The sequence below is a fragment of the Fodinibius sp. genome (genome assembly GCF_034521915.1).
Taxonomy (GTDB): Bacteria; Bacteroidota; Rhodothermia; order Balneolales; family Balneolaceae; genus Fodinibius.
Map to the genome: position 1 here is coordinate 196,637 of NZ_JAXHLU010000016.1, position 18,569 is coordinate 215,205.

General features: G+C 42.2%; 22 protein-coding genes and 2 pseudogenes. 11 read left to right on the forward strand and 13 right to left on the reverse strand.

Going from position 1 to position 18,569, the window contains the following annotated elements; translation table 11 throughout:
- Positions 1-110 precede the first annotated feature (110 nt).
- Positions 111-320, reverse strand: coding sequence for a cold-shock protein (locus tag U5J89_RS12135; protein WP_322575900.1), 210 nt, complete (start codon positions 318-320; stop codon positions 111-113).
- Between the two features lie 191 nt (positions 321-511).
- On the opposite strand from U5J89_RS12135, the gene U5J89_RS12140 reads away from it, so the two are divergent.
- Positions 512-1,390, forward strand: coding sequence for a nucleotide excision repair endonuclease (locus U5J89_RS12140; protein ID WP_322575901.1), 879 nt, complete (start codon positions 512-514; stop codon positions 1,388-1,390).
- Here the strand turns inward: U5J89_RS12140 and U5J89_RS12145 are convergent.
- From U5J89_RS12145 to U5J89_RS12165, 5 genes are read right to left on the reverse strand one after another with little or no spacing between them, the layout of a single operon-like run.
- On the reverse strand, positions 1,387-2,547 hold the full coding sequence (locus tag U5J89_RS12145; RefSeq protein ID WP_322575902.1) for a M20 family metallopeptidase: 1,161 nt from the start codon (positions 2,545-2,547) through the stop codon (positions 1,387-1,389). The two genes, U5J89_RS12140 and U5J89_RS12145, sit on opposite strands and share 4 nt — an antisense overlap.
- 3 nt (positions 2,548-2,550) lie before the next feature.
- Positions 2,551-3,165 (reverse strand): flavin reductase family protein, encoded by a 615-nt coding sequence (locus U5J89_RS12150; RefSeq protein ID WP_322575903.1) that lies wholly within the window; start codon positions 3,163-3,165, stop codon positions 2,551-2,553.
- Positions 3,162-3,470 carry a hypothetical protein gene (locus U5J89_RS12155; RefSeq protein WP_322575904.1) on the reverse strand — a complete coding sequence of 103 codons (309 nt, stop codon included), beginning with the start codon at positions 3,468-3,470 and terminating at the stop codon, positions 3,162-3,164. Before U5J89_RS12155 ends, U5J89_RS12150 begins: the two co-directional genes overlap by 4 nt.
- Positions 3,448-4,917 carry a GNAT family N-acetyltransferase gene (locus U5J89_RS12160; RefSeq protein WP_322575905.1) on the reverse strand — a complete coding sequence of 490 codons (1,470 nt, stop codon included), beginning with the start codon at positions 4,915-4,917 and terminating at the stop codon, positions 3,448-3,450. Before U5J89_RS12160 ends, U5J89_RS12155 begins: the two co-directional genes overlap by 23 nt.
- Before the next feature lie 43 nt (positions 4,918-4,960).
- Positions 4,961-5,617 carry a sulfite exporter TauE/SafE family protein gene (locus U5J89_RS12165; protein WP_322575906.1) on the reverse strand — a complete coding sequence of 219 codons (657 nt, stop codon included), beginning with the start codon at positions 5,615-5,617 and terminating at the stop codon, positions 4,961-4,963.
- A gap of 310 nt (positions 5,618-5,927) precedes the next feature.
- Here U5J89_RS12165 and U5J89_RS12170 point away from each other — a divergent pair, with 310 nt between their 5' ends.
- The 9 genes and pseudogenes from U5J89_RS12170 to U5J89_RS12220 all read left to right on the forward strand — a co-directional run bounded on the left by U5J89_RS12170 (position 5,928) and on the right by U5J89_RS12220 (position 11,469).
- Positions 5,928-6,380: an Rrf2 family transcriptional regulator gene (locus U5J89_RS12170; protein ID WP_322575907.1), complete on the forward strand. Its 453-nt coding sequence runs from the start codon at positions 5,928-5,930 to the stop codon at positions 6,378-6,380.
- Between the two features lie 117 nt (positions 6,381-6,497).
- A pseudogene (locus U5J89_RS16015) lies at positions 6,498-7,500 on the forward strand (lipoate--protein ligase).
- Between the two features lie 25 nt (positions 7,501-7,525).
- Positions 7,526-8,590, forward strand: a complete 1,065-nt coding sequence (locus U5J89_RS12185) for a CaiB/BaiF CoA transferase family protein (protein ID WP_416208530.1) — start codon at positions 7,526-7,528, stop codon at positions 8,588-8,590.
- Between the two features lie 107 nt (positions 8,591-8,697).
- Positions 8,698-9,321 (forward strand): Crp/Fnr family transcriptional regulator, encoded by a 624-nt coding sequence (locus tag U5J89_RS12190; RefSeq protein ID WP_322575911.1) that lies wholly within the window; start codon positions 8,698-8,700, stop codon positions 9,319-9,321.
- A gap of 66 nt (positions 9,322-9,387) precedes the next feature.
- Complete coding sequence (locus U5J89_RS12195) at positions 9,388-9,654, forward strand: hypothetical protein (protein ID WP_322575912.1); 267 nt, start codon at positions 9,388-9,390, stop codon at positions 9,652-9,654.
- A 1-nt stretch (position 9,655) separates the two neighbouring features.
- Positions 9,656-9,979: a thioredoxin gene (gene trxA / locus U5J89_RS12200; protein ID WP_322575913.1), complete on the forward strand. Its 324-nt coding sequence runs from the start codon at positions 9,656-9,658 to the stop codon at positions 9,977-9,979.
- A 1-nt stretch (position 9,980) separates the two neighbouring features.
- Entirely contained in the window at positions 9,981-10,430 is a 450-nt protein-coding gene (locus tag U5J89_RS12205; protein ID WP_322575914.1) for an OsmC family protein, read from the forward strand.
- 67 nt (positions 10,431-10,497) lie between these two features.
- A pseudogene (locus U5J89_RS16020) lies at positions 10,498-10,978 on the forward strand (Dps family protein).
- A 104-nt stretch (positions 10,979-11,082) separates the two neighbouring features.
- Complete coding sequence (locus U5J89_RS12220) at positions 11,083-11,469, forward strand: DUF302 domain-containing protein (RefSeq protein ID WP_322575916.1); 387 nt, start codon at positions 11,083-11,085, stop codon at positions 11,467-11,469.
- 82 nt (positions 11,470-11,551) lie between these two features.
- On the opposite strand, the gene U5J89_RS12225 is transcribed toward U5J89_RS12220, so the two are convergent.
- The gene (locus U5J89_RS12225; protein ID WP_322575917.1) at positions 11,552-12,634 is read right to left on the reverse strand and encodes a ketoacyl-ACP synthase III; all 1,083 of its coding nucleotides are present in this window, start codon (positions 12,632-12,634) and stop codon (positions 11,552-11,554) included.
- Between the two features lie 321 nt (positions 12,635-12,955).
- Here U5J89_RS12225 and U5J89_RS12230 point away from each other — a divergent pair, with 321 nt between their 5' ends.
- On the forward strand, positions 12,956-14,239 hold the full coding sequence (locus tag U5J89_RS12230) for an acetyl-CoA hydrolase/transferase family protein (RefSeq protein ID WP_322575918.1): 1,284 nt from the start codon (positions 12,956-12,958) through the stop codon (positions 14,237-14,239).
- Positions 14,240-14,350: 111 nt separating this feature from the next.
- Here the strand turns inward: U5J89_RS12230 and U5J89_RS12235 are convergent, their stop codons facing one another.
- The 6 genes from U5J89_RS12235 to U5J89_RS12255 form a co-directional block, all read right to left on the reverse strand.
- Positions 14,351-15,817: a HAMP domain-containing sensor histidine kinase gene (locus U5J89_RS12235; protein ID WP_322575919.1), complete on the reverse strand. Its 1,467-nt coding sequence runs from the start codon at positions 15,815-15,817 to the stop codon at positions 14,351-14,353.
- Complete coding sequence (locus U5J89_RS12240) at positions 15,814-16,536, reverse strand: response regulator transcription factor (RefSeq protein WP_322575920.1); 723 nt, start codon at positions 16,534-16,536, stop codon at positions 15,814-15,816. The genes U5J89_RS12235 and U5J89_RS12240 overlap by 4 nt, the downstream gene beginning before the upstream one ends.
- Before the next feature lie 116 nt (positions 16,537-16,652).
- The gene (locus tag U5J89_RS12245) at positions 16,653-16,832 is read right to left on the reverse strand and encodes a hypothetical protein (RefSeq protein WP_416208524.1); all 180 of its coding nucleotides are present in this window, start codon (positions 16,830-16,832) and stop codon (positions 16,653-16,655) included.
- The gene (locus U5J89_RS16025; RefSeq protein WP_416208525.1) at positions 16,807-16,965 is read right to left on the reverse strand and encodes a spondin domain-containing protein; all 159 of its coding nucleotides are present in this window, start codon (positions 16,963-16,965) and stop codon (positions 16,807-16,809) included. The genes U5J89_RS12245 and U5J89_RS16025 overlap by 26 nt, the downstream gene beginning before the upstream one ends.
- Positions 16,928-17,440, reverse strand: a complete 513-nt coding sequence (locus U5J89_RS12250) for a spondin domain-containing protein (protein ID WP_322575922.1) — start codon at positions 17,438-17,440, stop codon at positions 16,928-16,930. The genes U5J89_RS16025 and U5J89_RS12250 overlap by 38 nt, the downstream gene beginning before the upstream one ends.
- A gap of 7 nt (positions 17,441-17,447) precedes the next feature.
- Entirely contained in the window at positions 17,448-18,161 is a 714-nt protein-coding gene (locus U5J89_RS12255) for a spondin domain-containing protein (RefSeq protein ID WP_322575923.1), read from the reverse strand.
- Positions 18,162-18,569: the final 408 nt, after the last annotated feature.

Consider the following 18,569-nt stretch of genomic DNA (forward strand, 5'->3'; position numbering starts at 1 on the left):
TAGAATTTTGTAGCGGTTGATTAGTTCTAATATAACGGGAACTCTCTGCAATAAAAAAGCGCTACCGGTAAGGCAGCGCTTTAAAAAAAATGATATTTATAAGATATATATTATATGGGAATCACCTCTTGTGCTTGAAGTCCTTTTTCGCCTTCTGCAACAGTGAATTCCACTTCTTGGCCTTCTTCTAATTTTTTATAGCCTTCCATTTCAATTTCACTGAAATGAACGAAGATGTCTTCGCCTTCTTCTCTTGTTATGAATCCATAACCTTTGCCATTATGGAACCATTTAACCGTTCCTACTTCACGTTCTGCCATGATAAATCTCCGAAAATTTTTACTTCTTGTGCTACTTAAATGTTAAATAACGCCTTGCTAACGCATTAAATGGCGCTTAAGAGACTAAGTATAGTATATTTTTTGGGGATTACCTACTATATGTAAAATTTATCATCTGATTTTTTTGATATTTTAATAAATCATTTTAGAAGACCGGAATTTATACAAATATGTCAGAACAACAACGATTATTTGAGCACTATAATCCCATAGAAAAAAGGCTGGAAAAATCATTTTTTGAGGAGCTACCCACAGAGCCCGGCGTGTATAAAATGTATGGCCGATCGGGGGATTTGCTGTATGTCGGAAAGGCAAAGGATCTCAGGAATCGATTGTTTACTTATCGTCGTGCTAAGATGGGTACAGACTCACGAAAAACAATTCGCTTAATACGAATGACCCATAAAATAAATATCCATATTTGTGACTCAGAAAAGGAGGCACTGTTGCTGGAAAATGAACTTATCCGTAAACATCAGCCCGAATTTAATTACGCCAAAAAGAAGCCGGAAACGTATTACTTTATCGGGATAAATCGAGACGACAAAAGTATTGGTTTCAGCCTTCAGATGAATCAACCCCAAACGGAATTTGTGTTCGGGGCTTTCAAGGGACATCGGCTGGTACGTAAATCGATGGGTGGCATCCTACGAATACTCTATATTTTAGAACATGATGTTTCATCAGTATTTCATTTACCCAGCATATTGACTCGGAAACTTACGCCTATGGAGTACGATTTACCGATTGATAGGGAAGGGGAAATTATGAATAATACGTGGGATAACCTGCTGCAATTCTTAAGAGGGCAAAGCACATTCTTTATTGATCGTGTTATAGAATTATGCAAAGATCGTGGATTATTGGAATCGTTTGCTGGTTCTATGATACTGGACGATTTGGAATCGCTAAAATGGTTTTATGAGCGGTGCTCATCACGGAACTACCAAATATACAAGCAGTTGGAGTTGGATTCGCCTTTAATCTCCCAAGAAAAGTTGGATGACTATTTAATTGAATGGGTATTTGAGCGAGATGAGAATGATTAGTCGAAGATAGGCGGCTCTAAAAGTAAAAGCGTGAATAACGCGAGTCGGTCTAATGTTTGTTCCAGAAATATTTTTTCGTGATAGGCGTGTGCTCCTTCGCCAACGGCTCCCAGTCCGTCGATAGTGGGCGAATGTAAATTAGTGAAATTGCCGTCGGAGGCTCCGCCAGACATTCCATCCTTTAATTCCAAACCGAGCTCTTGACCTAGTTTTTGAGTAACCTCCCAGAGCTTTTCGTTGGATTTATTTTTTTCCAGCGGCGGGCGATTAATATCCCCGGTAACTGATAACTTAATACCATCAATTTCGGGTTGAAGGTTGTATATTTGCTCTTTTATTCGTTCCCCGTCTTCTTGTGTGGGTACTCGTACATCAACAACGGCTTTACTTTTTGCTGCCACAACATTCGAGCGTTCTCCACCTTCTATTGTTCCAACATTGACGGTAATACCATTGGCCGGGTCGTTTAAACGATAGAGTTGTTGCACAATGTGGGAGAGCCCTAAAATAGCACTTACTCCTTCTTCCGGATCCAGTCCTGCATGGGAAGGTTTCCCGTCAATAGTGACTTCAAAACCCCCAACCCCTTTTCGCTGTGTTTTAATTTTACCATCGGTGCCTAATGAGGGTTCGAGGACAAACGTTCGTTCTGCTTTTTTTGCTTCTTCAATAATTAACTCTTTTGATTCGTCACTCCCCATTTCTTCATCCGAATTAATTAAAAAAATAGGTGGTACTGAAAGATCAAGATCCAATTGTCGAATGATCTGTATGCTCATAACCATCATCGCAAGTCCAGCTTTCATGTCATAAATACCGGGTCCAGATCCCTCATTGCCGTCAATGGAAAAAGGCATATCATTGAGGGTTCCTATATCCCAAACAGTATCAGAATGACCAACTATTAACTGGGAAGGCTTGTTCGAATTAAAGTTTTTAGGGATACATAAAAGTTGACCTGCCGTTTTATCACCCTCGTAATGGGTTGCAGAGAAATCGAGATTTGTAAATTGTTCTGATAATATATCCCACAAGGGACCGAATGTTTCAGGCGCATCAGAAGGGGTTTCAATTTCAACCAGTGATTGGAGAACGGAACGGAAATCTGCTTTGTGCTCGCTAATATACTTACGTATCAGTCGGGCTCGATCATTCATGTTTTAACGCTTAAATTCTTTTGGAAATGGAAATACGTTACTTTCTTTGATGACGCTAAATCGATTGGGGTGCAAGTAGGCCAGTAAAGGATGGTCGTAGATGAGTTGTCCCTCATCAACGCCATTGCCCACTTTTCGGCTCATCTTTTTATGAACTCGTGCAGCTATAATTTCGCCGACAACCATTTCCCATTCGCCAAATTTTCCAAGCGTTTCTGTGAACTTGCATTCTAACTGAAAGTATGAGCCTTCTAAAAAATAACCTTCAATATCTTGAGCAGGAGTCGTTGGAATTTTGTCCAGCACCGGTTTTGAATCATCTTCTTCGCGCTGCGTGGCGGCAAGGCTCGAAACCGTAAGCTGATCGGGTGTTGGATAGCTTACGGTAAATACTTTTTCTCGCTGTATGTTCCGATAGGTTTTTTTACGGGGCGTGCCCATAAAACCAAAATGATTGCTGAAACCCAGCGGCATAGCCATGTGTTTGGGAGCAAAGTTGTAGTGGCCGTCCTCTTCTTTACTGCCAATAACAAGTAACGAATGTACGGTATAGCAGCGGTTCCATACATCTTGTTCAACATCAAGTTCGACCATATCGGATTCCTGTTCTTCACTCATAATGATTCCTCATTTGGATTTATAATATTGGGTTGCCAGCTGTCTGAAAGTTCGAGAATGTCCAGCATTTCGAAAAATACTTCGGGAGGATTTTTAAGCTGTAAATTGCGTCCATTTTGTTGCCACTCATAGAGAAAAATGATGCCTTCGGTGTCGATATAATTGCAGTCGGATAAGTCAATATCGAGGGTTTCGATTTCTTCACTGGTATGGGTTGTGATTATATTTTTTACCCAGAGATTAAAGCCGCTTCTAATTTTGACGGTTAGAGTAGCGTTTTCTCTATGAATTTTTGGAATACTCATTGGTGATAAAAGATTTTATTTGTTGTCCAAAATCAGAATGAACATCCACAAGGTCAAAATCGAAGGACGTACATATTTTCTGTAATCGCAGGTAATCTGCATCCTGATGAAAATAGGGAGCCAGTCCGCAGTAAATGAATCCAAGACCTTCGAGCTCTTTAAGTTGTAAGGGAGTGGCTTCGTTTTCTAGCGGTAAATCCAAATAGATAGCATTGGGATTTTCCTGCTCGAGCAGACTATTTAGCATTTCTCGGAGCACTGACTTAAAATCAGGTCCATATTTGTTAACAATTATATCCGAGGTTGAATCCGAATAATTAATTTCAAGATCAGCATCGGACTTCTCAGCTAACTTGTAGCCATTAGATTTTTTGGGTGTTATTGAAATGCCCAACCGTTGATAAGTTTCAGTGAGTATCTGGTGGTACTTTGCAGGCAGGTATACATCCTTGGGATCATTTTCTTGAAGGGGTAATACGTCAATGACAACAGAAACCGGTTGTGGATATTCCTCGTCAAATCCTTTAAATACGACATTGTTAGTTTCCAGAAGCATGAGCCCTGTGGAGGTAAACCCAAACTTTTGATTCACGCGCTGACTTACCGGATGGATCGTAACGGCTTTACCGTAAAGGGCTTCCAGGTTATGCTCGCGCCCAACTTTGATAAGCTGTTCCATCATATTGCTCATAATTCCCTGTTTCCGATAATCGGGAGATACAACTGCTTCACCTACTTCAGCAATATTGGAATCCTCTTTGGGTAGGATCGCAAAATATCCCAGCGCCTCCCCTTCATCGCTTCGCGTAATAACGCCCAGTTTTTCTTTGCCGGTAAGTGTTTTTTCAATTTTTTTGGGAAAATAGAGATCTTCTTTAGTGTATGAATATTCATATGTTCTGTAGATCAACTTGGCAATATCTTCAGCATCAGCGGGAGTTATTTGGCTAATAGAATAAGAAACCTTAGTAGGCTCTTTTTCTGGTTCCTTGGGTTTGAGCGATCGTGAAAGCTCAATGAGTTCATCAATATCATGGATATTAACTTCTTTTCGGAGTCGAAACTCCTTCCCTTCTTTTCCCTTGTTAATAAACAAGAAATCATCGGTGAATCTCCGTATGATGCGTAATCCCGCCCCTTCAAAATCACCATTATTAAGGGCATTTTCAGGGTTGTAACGATGCTTGTCAGGATCAAAAGGCTCTCCTGCTTCACTGGCAATGAGCTCAATGTCAGAAAGCGTTTGACGGAAGGTAAGATCTACAAATTTATTTTCACTTTGCGGAAAGGCAAAAAGAATAATATCGGTAACCAGCTCGCTAACGGCAGTCGTAAATTTGCTGGCTTCCTGCTCCGAAAGTCCACAGTTTAAACACCAGCTATAGGCAAAATTACAAACCGGATTGATAGCTTGTTCATCCGCAGGTATGTGAATTTGTAAATCCATGAGGATCGAAATTTATGTTCGGCCTATTTATAATAGCTTATAATTAATGTAGCACTTCTCCAATAACAATGCCTCTGATGATTAAATAAATTCCGAAAGCGACCGCAAGATACGGGATCCAATTGTTTATGCGTTGACGCCATTTTATAGTAATAAAGCTTGGTGCCAATGCCATTGTCATCATTGCCGGGATGGTTCCCAGCCCAAATAGTGCCATAAATATACCGCTTTGCAAGATTGATCCTGTTGTGACGGCTCCGGCCAACCCTACATATACAAAACCACATGGCAATAGACCGTTTAATAAACCAATGATGAGTAATGTGCCCATTCCCTGCTTTTTAAATTGCCTGCGGATTCTTTGTTCAACTTTACTATAAAATTTGTTCAGGCCCAGTTTTTCTTTCCACTGTTCTGATGGTCTAATCTGAAAAAAGGCACCCACAATAATGAGTACCCCTAAAAAGATTGATAATGACTGTTGCAAACCGGCTATATTTGCGCTGTGGCCAACTAATCCGAATAATAAACCAAGCAGGCTGTATGTGATAACCCGACCCATATTATAGAGCAGGCGTCCCCCTATCAAGCGGAGGGGAAAATCATTTTTACCGGGTAGGGCCAACGCAATGGGACCGCACATGCCAATACAATGGAAACTACCGAAAAAGCCAATTGCCAAGGCAGACCAAATTTCCATATAGTTTACTTTAAATCTTTTATTAAGTCTGAGACAGTTCTCAGATATATCATTTATTAAACTATTTTAAACCTTTAACATTGATTATGGATACGTAGTTTTGCTTTTTATTTAAGCTGTTTTTTAATGTCTTAATGATGTATTTTTTTACTGATTTTTATGGCAGGTTACTTAAAGGGGATCTGTGAAAGTTATTTTATAGTAGATTTTTTTTAGAAACAATGTTGATTAGTCTGAGCTTAAAGAAAATGGTTAGCTCACGTTTTTTCTAACAGGGGACTTAGGGACTACTAAATCCAATCTTTTATATATGTTATTATCAAATGCTTGTGTATATGGTTTAAGAGCTTCTGTTTATTTAGCTGCAGTTTCGGATGACTCTTATGTATCTATCAAAAAAATTAGCAGCGATCTCGATATTTCACATCACTTTTTAACTAAAGTACTGCAGCAACTTACAAGTGCAGACTTAATGGAGTCGATGAAGGGACCAAAGGGGGGAGTGCGGCTGGTAAACTCTACTGAAAATATTTCTTTGCTCGAAATTGTTGCGGCAATCGATGGGATGGATATTTTAACCGAGTGTGCGTTGGGCCTGCCCGGCTGCGGAACCGAAAAACCATGTCCGATCCACGATAAGTGGGCTGATACGCGGGATGAAATTCGAAAAATGCTATCCAATACATCACTGCAAGATCTGGTTGATGAAGGTAAGTCTGGTAATCTGCGAATAACAGCAGATGGGAATTTTAAATGGGTGTAACTAGATATTATATGGGGTAACAAGTATTCGAAATACTTCGCACATCTTCATATTCCATTCAAAGAAACGGGTTACTATTTGACCTTTAATTGTTTTACCCACTTCTAGTTTACCCATATGATTTTTATTGATAACGAAGGTATTACTGATCCACATGTAAATTTGGCTCTTGAGGAGTATGCGCTTCGGAATTTCGATTACGATCACGATTATCTGTTATTCTACATAAACGAGCCCTCAATTATTATTGGCCGAAACCAGAACACGCTCGAGGAGATCAATCACGAATACGTGGAGGAAAAAGGAATTCACGTGGTTCGGCGTATCTCAGGAGGCGGAGCCGTATATCACGATACCGGAAACCTCAACTTCAGTTTTATTACGGATTACGATAAAAAGAGTCTTAACAACTTTGAGAAATTTACGGCCCCGATCGTGCGCGTCCTCAATAAAATGGGAGTGAATGCTGAGCTTAGCGGGCGTAATGACCTGCAGGTTGACGACCGCAAGATATCCGGCAACGCCCAATTTTCGAGCGTAGATCGTATGTTTAGTCACGGTACCCTGCTCTTTGACAGTGATCTGGATGAGGTGACAAATGCACTGGATGTTAAGATGAGCAAAATCGAATCGAAGGGACATAAATCAGTCCGCAGCCGCGTGGCAAATATCAGTGAATTTATGGACGAAGCAATAGAAACAGCTACGTTTCGACAAAAAGTTGCTGGAAGGATTGTATGAGGATCGGGATCAGTTTAAGACGTATCATCTGACGGAAGCCGAATGGAAAGAAGTGCATAATCTCAAGGATGAGAAGTATGGCCAGTGGGACTGGAATTTCGGAAAGTCTCCTGATTTCAATATACAGCGAACACGGCGATTTGATGCCGGTGAAATTGATCTGCGACTGGATGTTGCTAATGGGCACATCGACAATATTAAGATTTACGGTGACTTTTTTGGCAATGAGCCGGTTGAGCAGCTCGAAAATTACTTACAGGGCGCGCGGTATGATCGGACAGAAATTGAAAACCAGATCGAACTCATAAATATAGAACAGTATTTCGGAGCGGTACCCAAACCCGAATTTATTGAACTGGTGTATGGCGCGGATGAATAATTAAATTTTAGATCGCATGGAATCTATTTTTAAGGAACTAACCGTTGTTGAAATTGCCAGCGTTCTTGCCGGTCCCGCGGTTGGAAATTTCTTCTCTGAGCTTGGGGCAAATGTCATCAAGGTTGAGAACAAAAGAAGCGGCGGAGATGTGACCCGTCAATGGCGACAGCCGGGTGAATCATCCAAAGGACCGTCGGCCTACTTTTCTTCGGTCAATTGGAATAAGGATTCTCTGTTATTAGATCTCGGAGATACGGATGATAAGCAAAAGGTCAAAGAGCTGATCGAAAAAGCAGATATTGTGATCACTAATTTTAAAAAAGGTGATGACAAAAAGTTTGGGCTGACCTTTGATGATCTGAAGGCAATAAATCCGACCATAATACAGGGACATATTTCCGGGTTTGGGACTGAAAGCGATCGCCTTGCCTACGACCTGATCCTGCAAGCCGAAACGGGTTTTATGTCAATGAACGGTCAACCGGATAGCCCGCCCACGAAGTTGCCACTGGCCCTGATTGATGTGCTGGCAGCGCACCAGCTGAAAGAGGGGATTTTGTGTGCACTTCTGAAGCAAAAAGAAAATCCGAATCAAGCTTTTCGCGTGGATGTAAGTTTGTATGATAGCGCTATTTCATCTCTAATCAACCAGGCAACCAACTGGCTTATGAACGGAAACGTGCCTCAGCGAATTGGATCGCTGCATCCCAATATAGCGCCGTATGGTGAGCTCTTTGAAACTGCAGATGATCGAATGGTAACGCTGGCTATTGGAAGTGATCGCCAGTTTAGCGATCTTTGCAAAATATTAGAGAGCGAAGAGTTGGCCGAGCGGCCTGAGTATCAGCATAATGAAGCAAGAGTTGAGAACCGCCAAGAGTTATCAGATATCCTGAAAGAACATATTGGGAAATTTGAGGCCGATCTGTTTTTAGAAAAATGCCACAATAGTTTTGTGCCCGCTGCAGAAATTAAGAATCTGCAACAAGTTTTTGAATCTGAAAAAGCACAACGGTTATTATTGACGGAGGAGAAGGAGGGACGTCAAACTATACGACCAAAAACGACCGTATTTAATATCCGCCCGTAGGGTATTCAAAGAGTTATTGATATCCTAAAAGCTGGACACTTATTTAGGATAGTTCACTCTTTTATTCGTTATATTATAGTTACTCCTTAATTCATGTGCAGCGAATTATGAAAACGTCAACCGATTTATCATCTCTTACATCTGCTCTGGAAGAAAATATGGATCTGCGGGATTTGGGCATAACCAAGCATTTTAAATCCGGCGATACGATTGTAAGTGAAGATGTACCGGTGCGATCCATCCCCATTGTTACAGCTGGGAGTGTAAAGGTGATGCAATCTGACGATACTTACAAGGAGATGGTATTATATTACTTGCAGCCGGGTGAGACATGCATCATGTCATTTTTGGCCGGATTGTATCACGATACCAGCAAGGTTAAGGCCGTTGCCGAAGAGGAGTCAGAGGTGCTTTTTATTCCTATTGATAAAATTCACGAACTGATTCGTGAGCATCCCGAATGGCTGAACTATATTTTCCAGATTTATCACAAGCGGTTTGAGGAACTGTTGGAAGTTGTGGATGCCGTGGCGTTTAAAAAGATGGATGAGCGCCTTCTGCAGTTTTTGCAGAAACGATCCGAGGTGATAGAAACGGATACGCTCACGATGACACATGACCAGCTTGCTCAAGAGCTGGGAACGGCGCGCGAAGTGATATCTCGACTGCTGAAAAAGATGGAGGCTGAAGGGCTTGTCGAACTGGGAAGAAATAAGATTACCCTTGTGTGACTAATGTCACTGACATTGATTTAAAAGAGCTCTATTATAGCGTTCAAATTGAAAAACAGAAGGTTAATGACTAACAATAAGATGAAACAAACGTTATTAAATAACTGGCATCCCATGCGCTGGATTGCTCTTGGCGTTGGGGTGTTATTTGTAGGCATGGGCGCCTGGCATGCCGATATGGTATCGGTGTTTCTGGGCGGATTTTTCTTGTTCCAGGCAGTAACGAATACCGGGTGCCTGTGTGGGAATTGTGCAGTACCTGCCCAGGCAACAACCGAATCCGGTGATAGCAATGTAGATGATATTGAATTCACAGAAATTAAAGAAGATTGATATGGCTGAGACGACGAAAAAGAAAACGACTTTCAATGATATTATTAACGGAGAAAAGCCGGTGCTGGTAGATTTTTATACCGACTGGTGCGGTCCGTGCAAAATGATGGGGCCCATTTTGAAGGATTTGAAAAAGCGAATGGGTGATGCCATCAACATTATAAAAGTGGATGCAGAAAAGAATGCAGATGCTGCTATTAAGTATAACGTTCGCGGTGTACCGACGCTTATTCTTTTTAAAGATGGACAGATTCTGTGGCAACAGTCCGGAGTAGTGCAGGCTAAGCAACTGGAGCAGATTATTAATCAAAAAATCGGACAGTAAAATGAGTGACAAAAAACACGAATACCAGGTAGATTTAGACTGGAAAGAGGATCGCGTTGGTACGCTGAGTTCCCCTGAACTTGATGACAAGATTGAAGTGGCGACTCCGCCTCCGTTTGATGGTGGCGTAGAGGGTATCTGGTCGCCTGAACATCTATTTGTATCCTCAGTGAGCAGTTGTTTTATGACCACTTTTGTGGCTATTGCCGATTATTCAAAACTGAAGTTTGAAAATCTGTCAGTGAAAGCCACCGGAAAACTCGATAAAGAAGATGGTAAATTTGTGGTTTCAGAAATTACCCTGAATCCTGAGCTTACCATAGCCGAGGAAAAGTTTTCTGACAAAGCCAAGCGCATTATGGAAAAGGCTGAGGAGGCCTGTCTGATTACCCGTTCCATCAAAACAAAGATTCATTTTGAACCGAAGGTGACCATTGCGGCACTTAATTGAGATTTGAGCAATAAATTTTAAATAAAATAGCAGAGATACATTCTATTTAACCTAAGAACACATAATTATGAGTGATTTAAATCAAATCGGCTTGGATAAAGCTAAATCAAAAGAGTTGGCAGAAAAACTGAATGAGCTTTTGGCAAACTATTCAGTATTCTACCAAAATACGCGCGGATATCATTGGAATATTAAGGGTGATGATTTTTTCGAACTTCATGTGAAGTTTGAAGAATTATATAACGATTTATTGGTAAAAATTGATGAGGTGGCGGAGCGTATTTTAACGCTGAATCATTCTCCCAATCACCGTTATTCCGGGTATATCGAGCAAGTCTGAAATTGCAGAAAGCAATCACGTATCAGACGGTAAAACGGCGGTACATGAAATTTTAAATGCCTTTAAATCGATTATCACGCTGCAGCGTGAAATTTTGGAGCTCTCTGATGAAGCCGGTGATGAGGGAACCAACGCCTTGATGAGTGATTACATCCGTGAGCAGGAAAAAGAAGTGTGGATGTATTCTTCTTATGTTGATGAAAAATAATTGATGGAACGCGTATAGATCTAAAGGCCTTTATGATTATTCATAGAGGCCTTTTTTTGATGGTATTCTATAAACAATTCCTACAATATTAAATCACTCTTATTATGTCCTATTATTATAGCAAAACTTTGGATACCTCTTTTGAAGATGCAATAGAAAAAACGACTGCTGCTTTAAAGGAGGAGGGATTTGGCGTTCTTACCGAAATTGATATAAAGGCAACGCTTAAAAAGAAGCTGGATGTCGATTTTAAAAAGTATCAGATTCTGGGGGCCTGTAATCCGCCGTTGGCTCACAAAGCGCTAACGGCCGAAGATCATATTGGATTAATGCTGCCCTGCAATGTCATTGTACAGGAGCATGAAAACGGAGAGGTTGAAGTTTCTGCCGTCGATCCTGTTGCGTCTATGCAGGCTATCGAAAATGACGAGCTCGGAGACGTTGCGCAAAAAGTTCAAGGATTACTCAAAAAGGTGATTGATAACCTTTAGAGTATTTAAAAAAGATTTATCGTGAACTTGCTGTGTTTCGACTATTCGGGATTTCAGGATCTAAGATTGCAGCTATGTAAAACTAAGGAGCTTTATACACTACCGAGTTGATGTTCATTCCTGCGCCTACGGATGATAAAACGATAGCATCCCCGGATTGTATTTGATGCCCGTCCATCTGTCCGCGCAAAATAAGATCAAGTAAGGTGGGCACCGTGGCAACCGAGGTATTTCCAAGCCATGAGATAGTCATGGGCATGATGTTCTCAGGGACACTCTCCTTGCCGTACAGCTTTCCCAACCGTTGTAAAATGGCATCATCCATTTTAGCGTTGGCCTGGTGGATAAGCACTTTGTGAACATCTTCAAAATTGAGGTCGGCTTTTTCCAGGCTCGTCTTCACAAGATCGGGCACATTGGTTAGCGCATATTGATACAGTTTACGTCCGTCCATATGCATGTAGAGAGGAGCCTTTGCTGACTCGGGATCGAAGGGAGGTTCCATCCGCAAAAAGTAGGCTTCTTCTTTAGCGTCGGTTCGTGCGGCATGACTCAATATTCCAATATCTTCGTTCGTTTTTTTGGATTCCAAAACAGTAGCTCCGGCTCCGTCGGCATATATCATGCTATCCCGGTCATTGGGGTCACAGATGCGCGAAAGTGTTTCGGCACCGATAACCAGGCAGCTCGAAGCGTCTCCGCTCTGCAGATAGTAGTTCGACTGGATGATTCCCTGCGTCCAGCCCGGACATCCAAAAGGAAGATCGTAGGCTACACAGTTCGGATTTTCGATCTCCAGTTTTTGTTTTACCCGCGAAGCCAGGCTGGGCACCATATCTGAAGCTGGGATATCGGCACGGACATCACCAAAATTGTGACCTACAATAATGTAGTCCAGTTCTTCGTAATCAAGGCCGGCATCATTGAGCGCTTTTTCCCCGGCCTCTGCCGCCATATCAGAAGCAAGGACATCATCAGCCGCATAACGACGTTCTTTAATCCCGGTGATCTCCTCGAATTTCTGAATGATCTCCTCATTGGTTTTATCGAAGGGAGATCCGTCAGCATTTAGAAAGTTGCGATCCAAAAAGTCAGAATTGGAAACTTTATTGGGTGGAATATAGGAGCCTGTTCCAGTAATTATTGATCGGTATGATTGAGCCATAATATTGGATCATTATGATGTAAAAAGCAGATAAATGCCCTTCAGTTTTTGTAATCTACAATAGTGCTTCTAATTCATTTGAACTGCAAAAATAACACTAAACTTATTAAATTGTAATTATAGTAAACAATTAAATACATAATAGTCTTTTTTAATTAGTGATCTTCATATCGGGTACATATTAAAGTGGTTATTTGCAGCAGTTTTTTGAGATGAATGAATACCCTTTTATCATTGTGAGCCAACTGTTTATCGATGATTGTTATGAACAAAATTCAGCCTTAATTTTTAAAAATTATTAATTGATTAAAGTCCCCACTTATGTCGTATAAAGACAAGTATACCACCGCCGAAGAAGCCGTAAAACTTATTAATTCAGGAGATCGTGTGTTCATTCACAGCGTAGCTGCCGCTCCCCAGCCGTTGATTAATGCTATGACGGCTCGGGCCCCAGAGCTCGAAGATATCGAGATTGTTCACTTGCATACTGAGGGTGAAGCTCCCTATGTAAAACCTGAATACAGTGATACCTTTCATACCGATGCCCTGTTTGTTGGGGCTAATGTGCGTAAGGCGGTTAACGAAGGTAGTGCCGATTATCTGCCCATTTTCTTGAGTGAAGTGCCCGGCCTGTTTCGCAAAAAAATTATGCCCATCGATATGGCGCTGGTTCAGGTTTCTCCACCTGATAAGCACGGCTATTGCTCGCTGGGTGTTTCTGTGGATGCTTCTCGTGCTGCCCTGCAAGAGGCCAAGCGAGCTATTGCGTTGGTGAATCCCAATATGCCGCGCACGCATGGTGATGGCATTTTTCACGCCAGCCGCTTTAATGCACTAGTAGAATCAGAAGAGCCGCTGCACGAGCATACCATTGCTGAACCTACCCAAGTAGAAAAGAAAATCGGTCAAAATTGTGCTGAGCTCGTTGAAGACGGGGCTACCCTGCAAATGGGAATTGGAGCCATTCCCAATGCTGTACTCGATGCATTGGATGGACATAAAGATTTGGGAATTCATACCGAGATGTTTTCAGATGGCGTAATGGATCTTGTTGAAAAAGGCGTGATTAATGGCAAGGAAAAAGCTACCCATCCCGAAAAAATAGTGGCCAGTTTTGTGATGGGCAGCCGCGACTTATACGACTTTGTGGATGACAATCCCATGATTGCCATGCTGGATGTAGCTTATGTTAACGATACGGCCGTTATTCGACGAAATCCGAAAGTGACTGCCATCAATAGTGCGGTGGAAGTTGATATTACCGGACAGGTTTGTGCGGATTCGATCGGGACCTATCACTATTCAGGGGTTGGTGGACAGATGGATTTTATTCGGGGGGCATCACTCAGTGAAGGTGGAAAGCCTATTATAGCGCTGCCATCTACCACCAGTCGGGGTGAAAGTAAAATTGTGCCGCATCTAAAACAGGGAGCCGGCGTTGTTACTACGAGAGCCCACGTCCATTATGTAGTAACTGAATATGGGGTTGCCAACCTTTACGGCAAAAATCTGCGCGATCGTGCAAAGGCGCTTATAGGTATTGCACATCCCGATCATCGCGAAGAACTGAATAAAGCCGTTCGGGAGCGTTTTAAGCACGTGTAATCTCGGTTTCCAGAAAATTCCGGAATAGAATAGTATTAAGCTCCATCTATGCTTATTTCACTATAAAGCTATTTGACAACATACCATGTATTGAATTGGAGAAGTATATTACTACTGAATAGGCAGCTTAAAATAAAAGATCGCTCCTGAATCCGGACGATTCTTTGCGTGAATTTCCTGGTTATGCAGCTCCAGAATCTTTTTTGCAATAGCCAATCCAAGTCCCGTTCCTCCATCACTTTTGGAACGGCTTTTTTCTGCCCGATAAAAGCGGTCAAAGATATGGGGCAGATCCTCCTCTTCAATTCCTGAACCATTATCTTTAACAGAAATGAAAATATGTTCCTCATTTGGATTGAGCTCAACTTCAACGCTCCCTCCCTCAGGCGTGTACTGAATGGCATTTTCAATTAAATTACTCAGTGCCCTTTCGATCAGGGCAATATCTGCCACGACGAGTGGTAATGACGAAGGGGCCTCTACTTTTATATTGGCATTCTTTTGTTCAGCCTTCTGTTCAAACTTCAGAGCTATATCTTGTACCAGATCAGCGATTGAAAATGGTTCAAAGTTGGGGTCAACTTGTTTGGTATCAAGCTTTGAAAGCTCGAAAAGTTCTTTAACCAACTCCCTCAGCATTGAAGTATTTTTCAATATTATTTCTAAATACTTCTTCCTCTCTTCATTGTCGAGCTCTGAATCCTTCAGTAAAATCGTCTCAACATAGCCCTGTATGGAAGCCAGCGGACTTCGCAAATCGTGCGAAATATTGGCAATAAGTTCACGCCGCAGCTTATCGGTCTTTTTCAGTTCTTTTACGTTTTCCTGTATGGTATCGGCCATGTTGTTAAAACTCATTGCTAAGCGCCCAATTTCATCATCGCTTTGCACCGGTACCCGGGGTTTCAAATTGCCCCGATCGAACTGTCCAATGATTCGGGTCATTTTCCTGAGCCGTTTTGTCATAAAGGCAAAGAGGATCAGTCCCAAAACAGCGGTTACTAACAATATTATCCCAAAAACTTGTAAACTCGTCCGTAAGAAATAACTGTTCTCGAGCATACTCAGCGCTGAATCGTATTTTTCCCCGCCCAGTATCACATAAATGTATCCCTGCCCCAAAGATCCGATATCTATAGTGGCGGCGGAAAACGGCTTTTGACTGTCGGGATTTCTTGGATCTTCGCCCAATATGAGATGGTCATAATCCTGAGTAAGGAATTTCTTTACAGGCTCCAGCTCAACAGAATCTTGTTTGATTTCTTTATCAGGCCCAATAAAATAGGCCAGAATTTCTCCATTATTATTCAGGAGATATATCTCGATTCTTGGGTTAACGACCATCATATCATGGATGGATTGCTTTATGCTATCGATTGCCAGGCTATCTTCAAGGTGAGGTTCGAACTCGTAAGCCATATTTCGCGCCAGATCCAGGTTAAGTTTCTGATCGGCCTGACGAACAAATTGCATGGACGAATTGTAGGTAATAGCAACCTGGGCTATTCCCAAAGCAGTTAGCAACAGTAAAAAAACTAACGATAGTTTTCCGTAAAATGAGGTGAAGATCTTTTTCATCTGCTTAGTTCTCCTTTCTCGGCAAAGCGGTATCCCACTCCCCAAACCGTTTTTAAATATTCTGGTTCAGACGGATTTTCTTCAATTTTATTTCTCAGTCGGTTAATATGCGAGTTGACCGTATGATCATATCCATCAAATTGGTATCCCCAAATTTCTGTTAATAGTTCTTCGCGTGAAAATACCTTGCCGGGATTACTCGCGAAGAGCTGCAGAAGATCAAACTCTTTGGGTGTAACTGATATTGAATCACCGTCAACTATAACTTTCTTTTTGTCAAAATTGATCACCATGTCACCAATTTCTATTTGATCCCGGCCCTCCGTTTGGGATGAGCTTTCTTTGTCGATGGCAACTCTGCGTATATTAGCTTTGATGCGGGCAAGCAACTCACGAATGCTGAAAGGCTTTGTCAAATAATCATCGGCCCCAAGTTCCAGGCCCAACACTTTGTCAAACTCCTCTGATTTGGCCGTAAGCATTAAAATTGGGGTTTGGTTTCCCTCAGATCGCAACGTTTTACAAACTTCAATACCATCAATTTCCGGTAACATCAGATCCAGAATGATCAAATCGTAATCACCGGATCGAGCTTTCTGTAATCCCACTTTCCCGTCCAGTGCCTTGTCGAGCGTGAAGCTCGATTCATCCAAATTGATTTCAACGAGATCAATGATCTCTGAATCGTCCTCGATAATAAGAATGTTATCTTTTCCCATAGGAATTAACTAATAACGATTGGATAGAAAACAAAATTTAACTTCAAAGTTCATTAAAGAAAAATAAAGCCACCTCTCACATATCGAGAGGTGGCAAATTACAACCATTACATCTTTTACTGCGATCGTGTTGGAGTAATGGTTATCTGAATTACTTCGCTATTATCCGGATAATCAAAATCATTTGTCAATGCATTTTCAATCCGGGTTACCGTTTCTTCTTCATCGGGGCCCACGTCAAGAGCGGTAGCGCCCTGTCGTGGCTTTTGATTAATGACCGACGCCCGGTTCTTCATCAGTCTCCGTTCCGGCATCCCAAAGCATAATTCGGTCCGTAATATCACCGCTGACAGGGTTTCCATTCTCGTCAAACAGTGCTATTCCTTCCGAGTCAAAGGAAAAAAAGAGATCGTTCGACTGCACAAACATCGAGAAAAGGGACAAGTCTATCGCCGGGACTTGCGGTAATTTCAAACTCAACGCTTTCTCCCTGACCTTCGGCTGCAGGTTCTAATGCAGGTACATTGCCATTAGCATTTACTTCCGTACCAACGATGCTTACCGCATCTTCGGCTTCGAGCATATCAACTAAGCCCATTTCAGGGGGCAGATCCATATCGCCCAGCATACCTGCAGGAAATCCATCCTCAGCAACAATCGAAACACCACTGGGTGCATCCTCTCCTTCCATAAACGGCTCAAATCCCTGATCATGAACGGCATAAACAGGTGGAGACAAGGGAACCGTCAATCCTTTGTGATCAGCAATATTATCTGCCAGGCCTTCTTCTTCGGAAGGTGGAAGATCCTGGTCGCCTATCATATCAGCCGGAAAACCATCTTCGGCTATCCATTCCAGGCCTCTGCTGGCTGATTCGCCTTCCATGAAAAGAGCAAACGGCATGGCATCTTCATGAACGGCCCAGGCGAATGGGAGATAGCGGTACAGGTTTGCTGCCTTCGGAGGTCTCCAGGGTCATAGTATCCGAAACATTGGTAACATGTACCGTAAATTGACTCTCACCATCGTGTTCTATGGTGACTTCAATAACTTCTGACTTGTCAGGATAGGTATATCCCCCGGGACCCTGCTGCCCATTATCGATTCGGACAATATTGCCGTTCTCATCTTCGCCGGTATTCGGTCCGTTTTGTTTCGGTTTTTGATTTGGTCCCACACCCGGTTCTTCATTGATTTCAGTGCCTGCATCATACAGGTACAACTGATCCGTCACATTTCCGGTAACGGGATTGCCTTGATCATCGTACAGATCCAAACCTTCCGGCGGAAAAGCATAATACAGATCATTAGACTGCACAAACATCGAAGCGAAATTTAAACGCATTCCGCTCCCGCCTATCGGAGGCAAAGTGCTTGAAGGTGCTGTAAAAGAAAATGATGCAGTCTCACCCGGAAATATGGCCGGTCCTTCGTCAGGCCCACCCGGCGAAACGGTAACTCCGCTTTTGAGCACAGGACTCGGAACATTTACGTTTTGTACTTCAACAGAAAATGTCGTTTCCATTTCTTGCGGACCCGAGCTGTCATCAGAGCAACCCATCGTTATACCAATGGATATCGCAATTACAAAAAATAGTGTAGTGCTGAGATGTAATTTATTCATATCAGTTTTAGTTTGTTTGGGTTTAGTGAATTAGCACTTATAAGGGTATGCACTCAGCACCGAAATAAAATCACAAAAGTGTAACGATTGGCTAACAAAAGACTTACGAATAATTGCATCCGGCTTTAGATATAACCAAAGCCCTTTAACAAAAGAATGATCTGATTGTGAATCCCAAATGTGAAAATTGTTCGATCCTTCTAAAGGGGCCAACGCAGAGTATTGGGCCGAGATAAATTGGTTAAGAAGTGAGGCATCTCGTCGTTACCTCCTCGGAGTTGACTTGTTGATGGGAAAGGCACCGCCGCGGAGCAACAGTGTCATACTGAGCGAAGTGCTCCGAATCCAAGGGCGCAGGAGTACGGAGTTGAATATATTTCCTGCCACTGGAATCGCGTAGGGTCTAAA

What these genes read in the sequence shown, in the direction of transcription:
- trxA (WP_322575913.1), top strand. Translation starts at nt 9,656, where the DNA reads ATGGCTGAGACGACGAAAAAGAAAACGACTTTCAATGATATTATTAAC.
- U5J89_RS12145 (WP_322575902.1), bottom strand. Translation starts at nt 2,547, where the DNA reads ATGAATGATCGAGCCCGACTGATACGTAAGTATATTAGCGAGCACAAA.
- U5J89_RS12155 (WP_322575904.1), bottom strand. Translation starts at nt 3,470, where the DNA reads ATGAGTATTCCAAAAATTCATAGAGAAAACGCTACTCTAACCGTCAAA.
- U5J89_RS12250 (WP_322575922.1), bottom strand. Translation starts at nt 17,440, where the DNA reads ATGCCGTTTGCTCTTTTCATGGAAGGCGAATCAGCCAGCAGAGGCCTG.
- U5J89_RS12220 (WP_322575916.1), top strand. Translation starts at nt 11,083, where the DNA reads ATGTCCTATTATTATAGCAAAACTTTGGATACCTCTTTTGAAGATGCA.
- U5J89_RS12255 (WP_322575923.1), bottom strand. Translation starts at nt 18,161, where the DNA reads ATGAATAAATTACATCTCAGCACTACACTATTTTTTGTAATTGCGATA.
- U5J89_RS12190 (WP_322575911.1), top strand. Translation starts at nt 8,698, where the DNA reads ATGAAAACGTCAACCGATTTATCATCTCTTACATCTGCTCTGGAAGAA.
- U5J89_RS12135 (WP_322575900.1), bottom strand. Translation starts at nt 320, where the DNA reads ATGGCAGAACGTGAAGTAGGAACGGTTAAATGGTTCCATAATGGCAAA.
- U5J89_RS12170 (WP_322575907.1), top strand. Translation starts at nt 5,928, where the DNA reads ATGTTATTATCAAATGCTTGTGTATATGGTTTAAGAGCTTCTGTTTAT.
- U5J89_RS12230 (WP_322575918.1), top strand. Translation starts at nt 12,956, where the DNA reads ATGTCGTATAAAGACAAGTATACCACCGCCGAAGAAGCCGTAAAACTT.
- U5J89_RS12140 (WP_322575901.1), top strand. Translation starts at nt 512, where the DNA reads ATGTCAGAACAACAACGATTATTTGAGCACTATAATCCCATAGAAAAA.
- U5J89_RS12235 (WP_322575919.1), bottom strand. Translation starts at nt 15,817, where the DNA reads ATGAAAAAGATCTTCACCTCATTTTACGGAAAACTATCGTTAGTTTTT.
- U5J89_RS12205 (WP_322575914.1), top strand. Translation starts at nt 9,981, where the DNA reads ATGAGTGACAAAAAACACGAATACCAGGTAGATTTAGACTGGAAAGAG.
- U5J89_RS12150 (WP_322575903.1), bottom strand. Translation starts at nt 3,165, where the DNA reads ATGAGTGAAGAACAGGAATCCGATATGGTCGAACTTGATGTTGAACAA.
- U5J89_RS16025 (WP_416208525.1), bottom strand. Translation starts at nt 16,965, where the DNA reads ATGTTTGTGCAGTCGAACGATCTCTTTTTTTCCTTTGACTCGGAAGGA.
- U5J89_RS12225 (WP_322575917.1), bottom strand. Translation starts at nt 12,634, where the DNA reads ATGGCTCAATCATACCGATCAATAATTACTGGAACAGGCTCCTATATT.
- U5J89_RS12245 (WP_416208524.1), bottom strand. Translation starts at nt 16,832, where the DNA reads ATGAAGAACCGGGCGTCGGTCATTAATCAAAAGCCACGACAGGGCGCT.
- U5J89_RS12240 (WP_322575920.1), bottom strand. Translation starts at nt 16,536, where the DNA reads ATGGGAAAAGATAACATTCTTATTATCGAGGACGATTCAGAGATCATT.
- U5J89_RS12195 (WP_322575912.1), top strand. Translation starts at nt 9,388, where the DNA reads ATGACTAACAATAAGATGAAACAAACGTTATTAAATAACTGGCATCCC.
- U5J89_RS12165 (WP_322575906.1), bottom strand. Translation starts at nt 5,617, where the DNA reads ATGGAAATTTGGTCTGCCTTGGCAATTGGCTTTTTCGGTAGTTTCCAT.
- U5J89_RS12160 (WP_322575905.1), bottom strand. Translation starts at nt 4,917, where the DNA reads ATGGATTTACAAATTCACATACCTGCGGATGAACAAGCTATCAATCCG.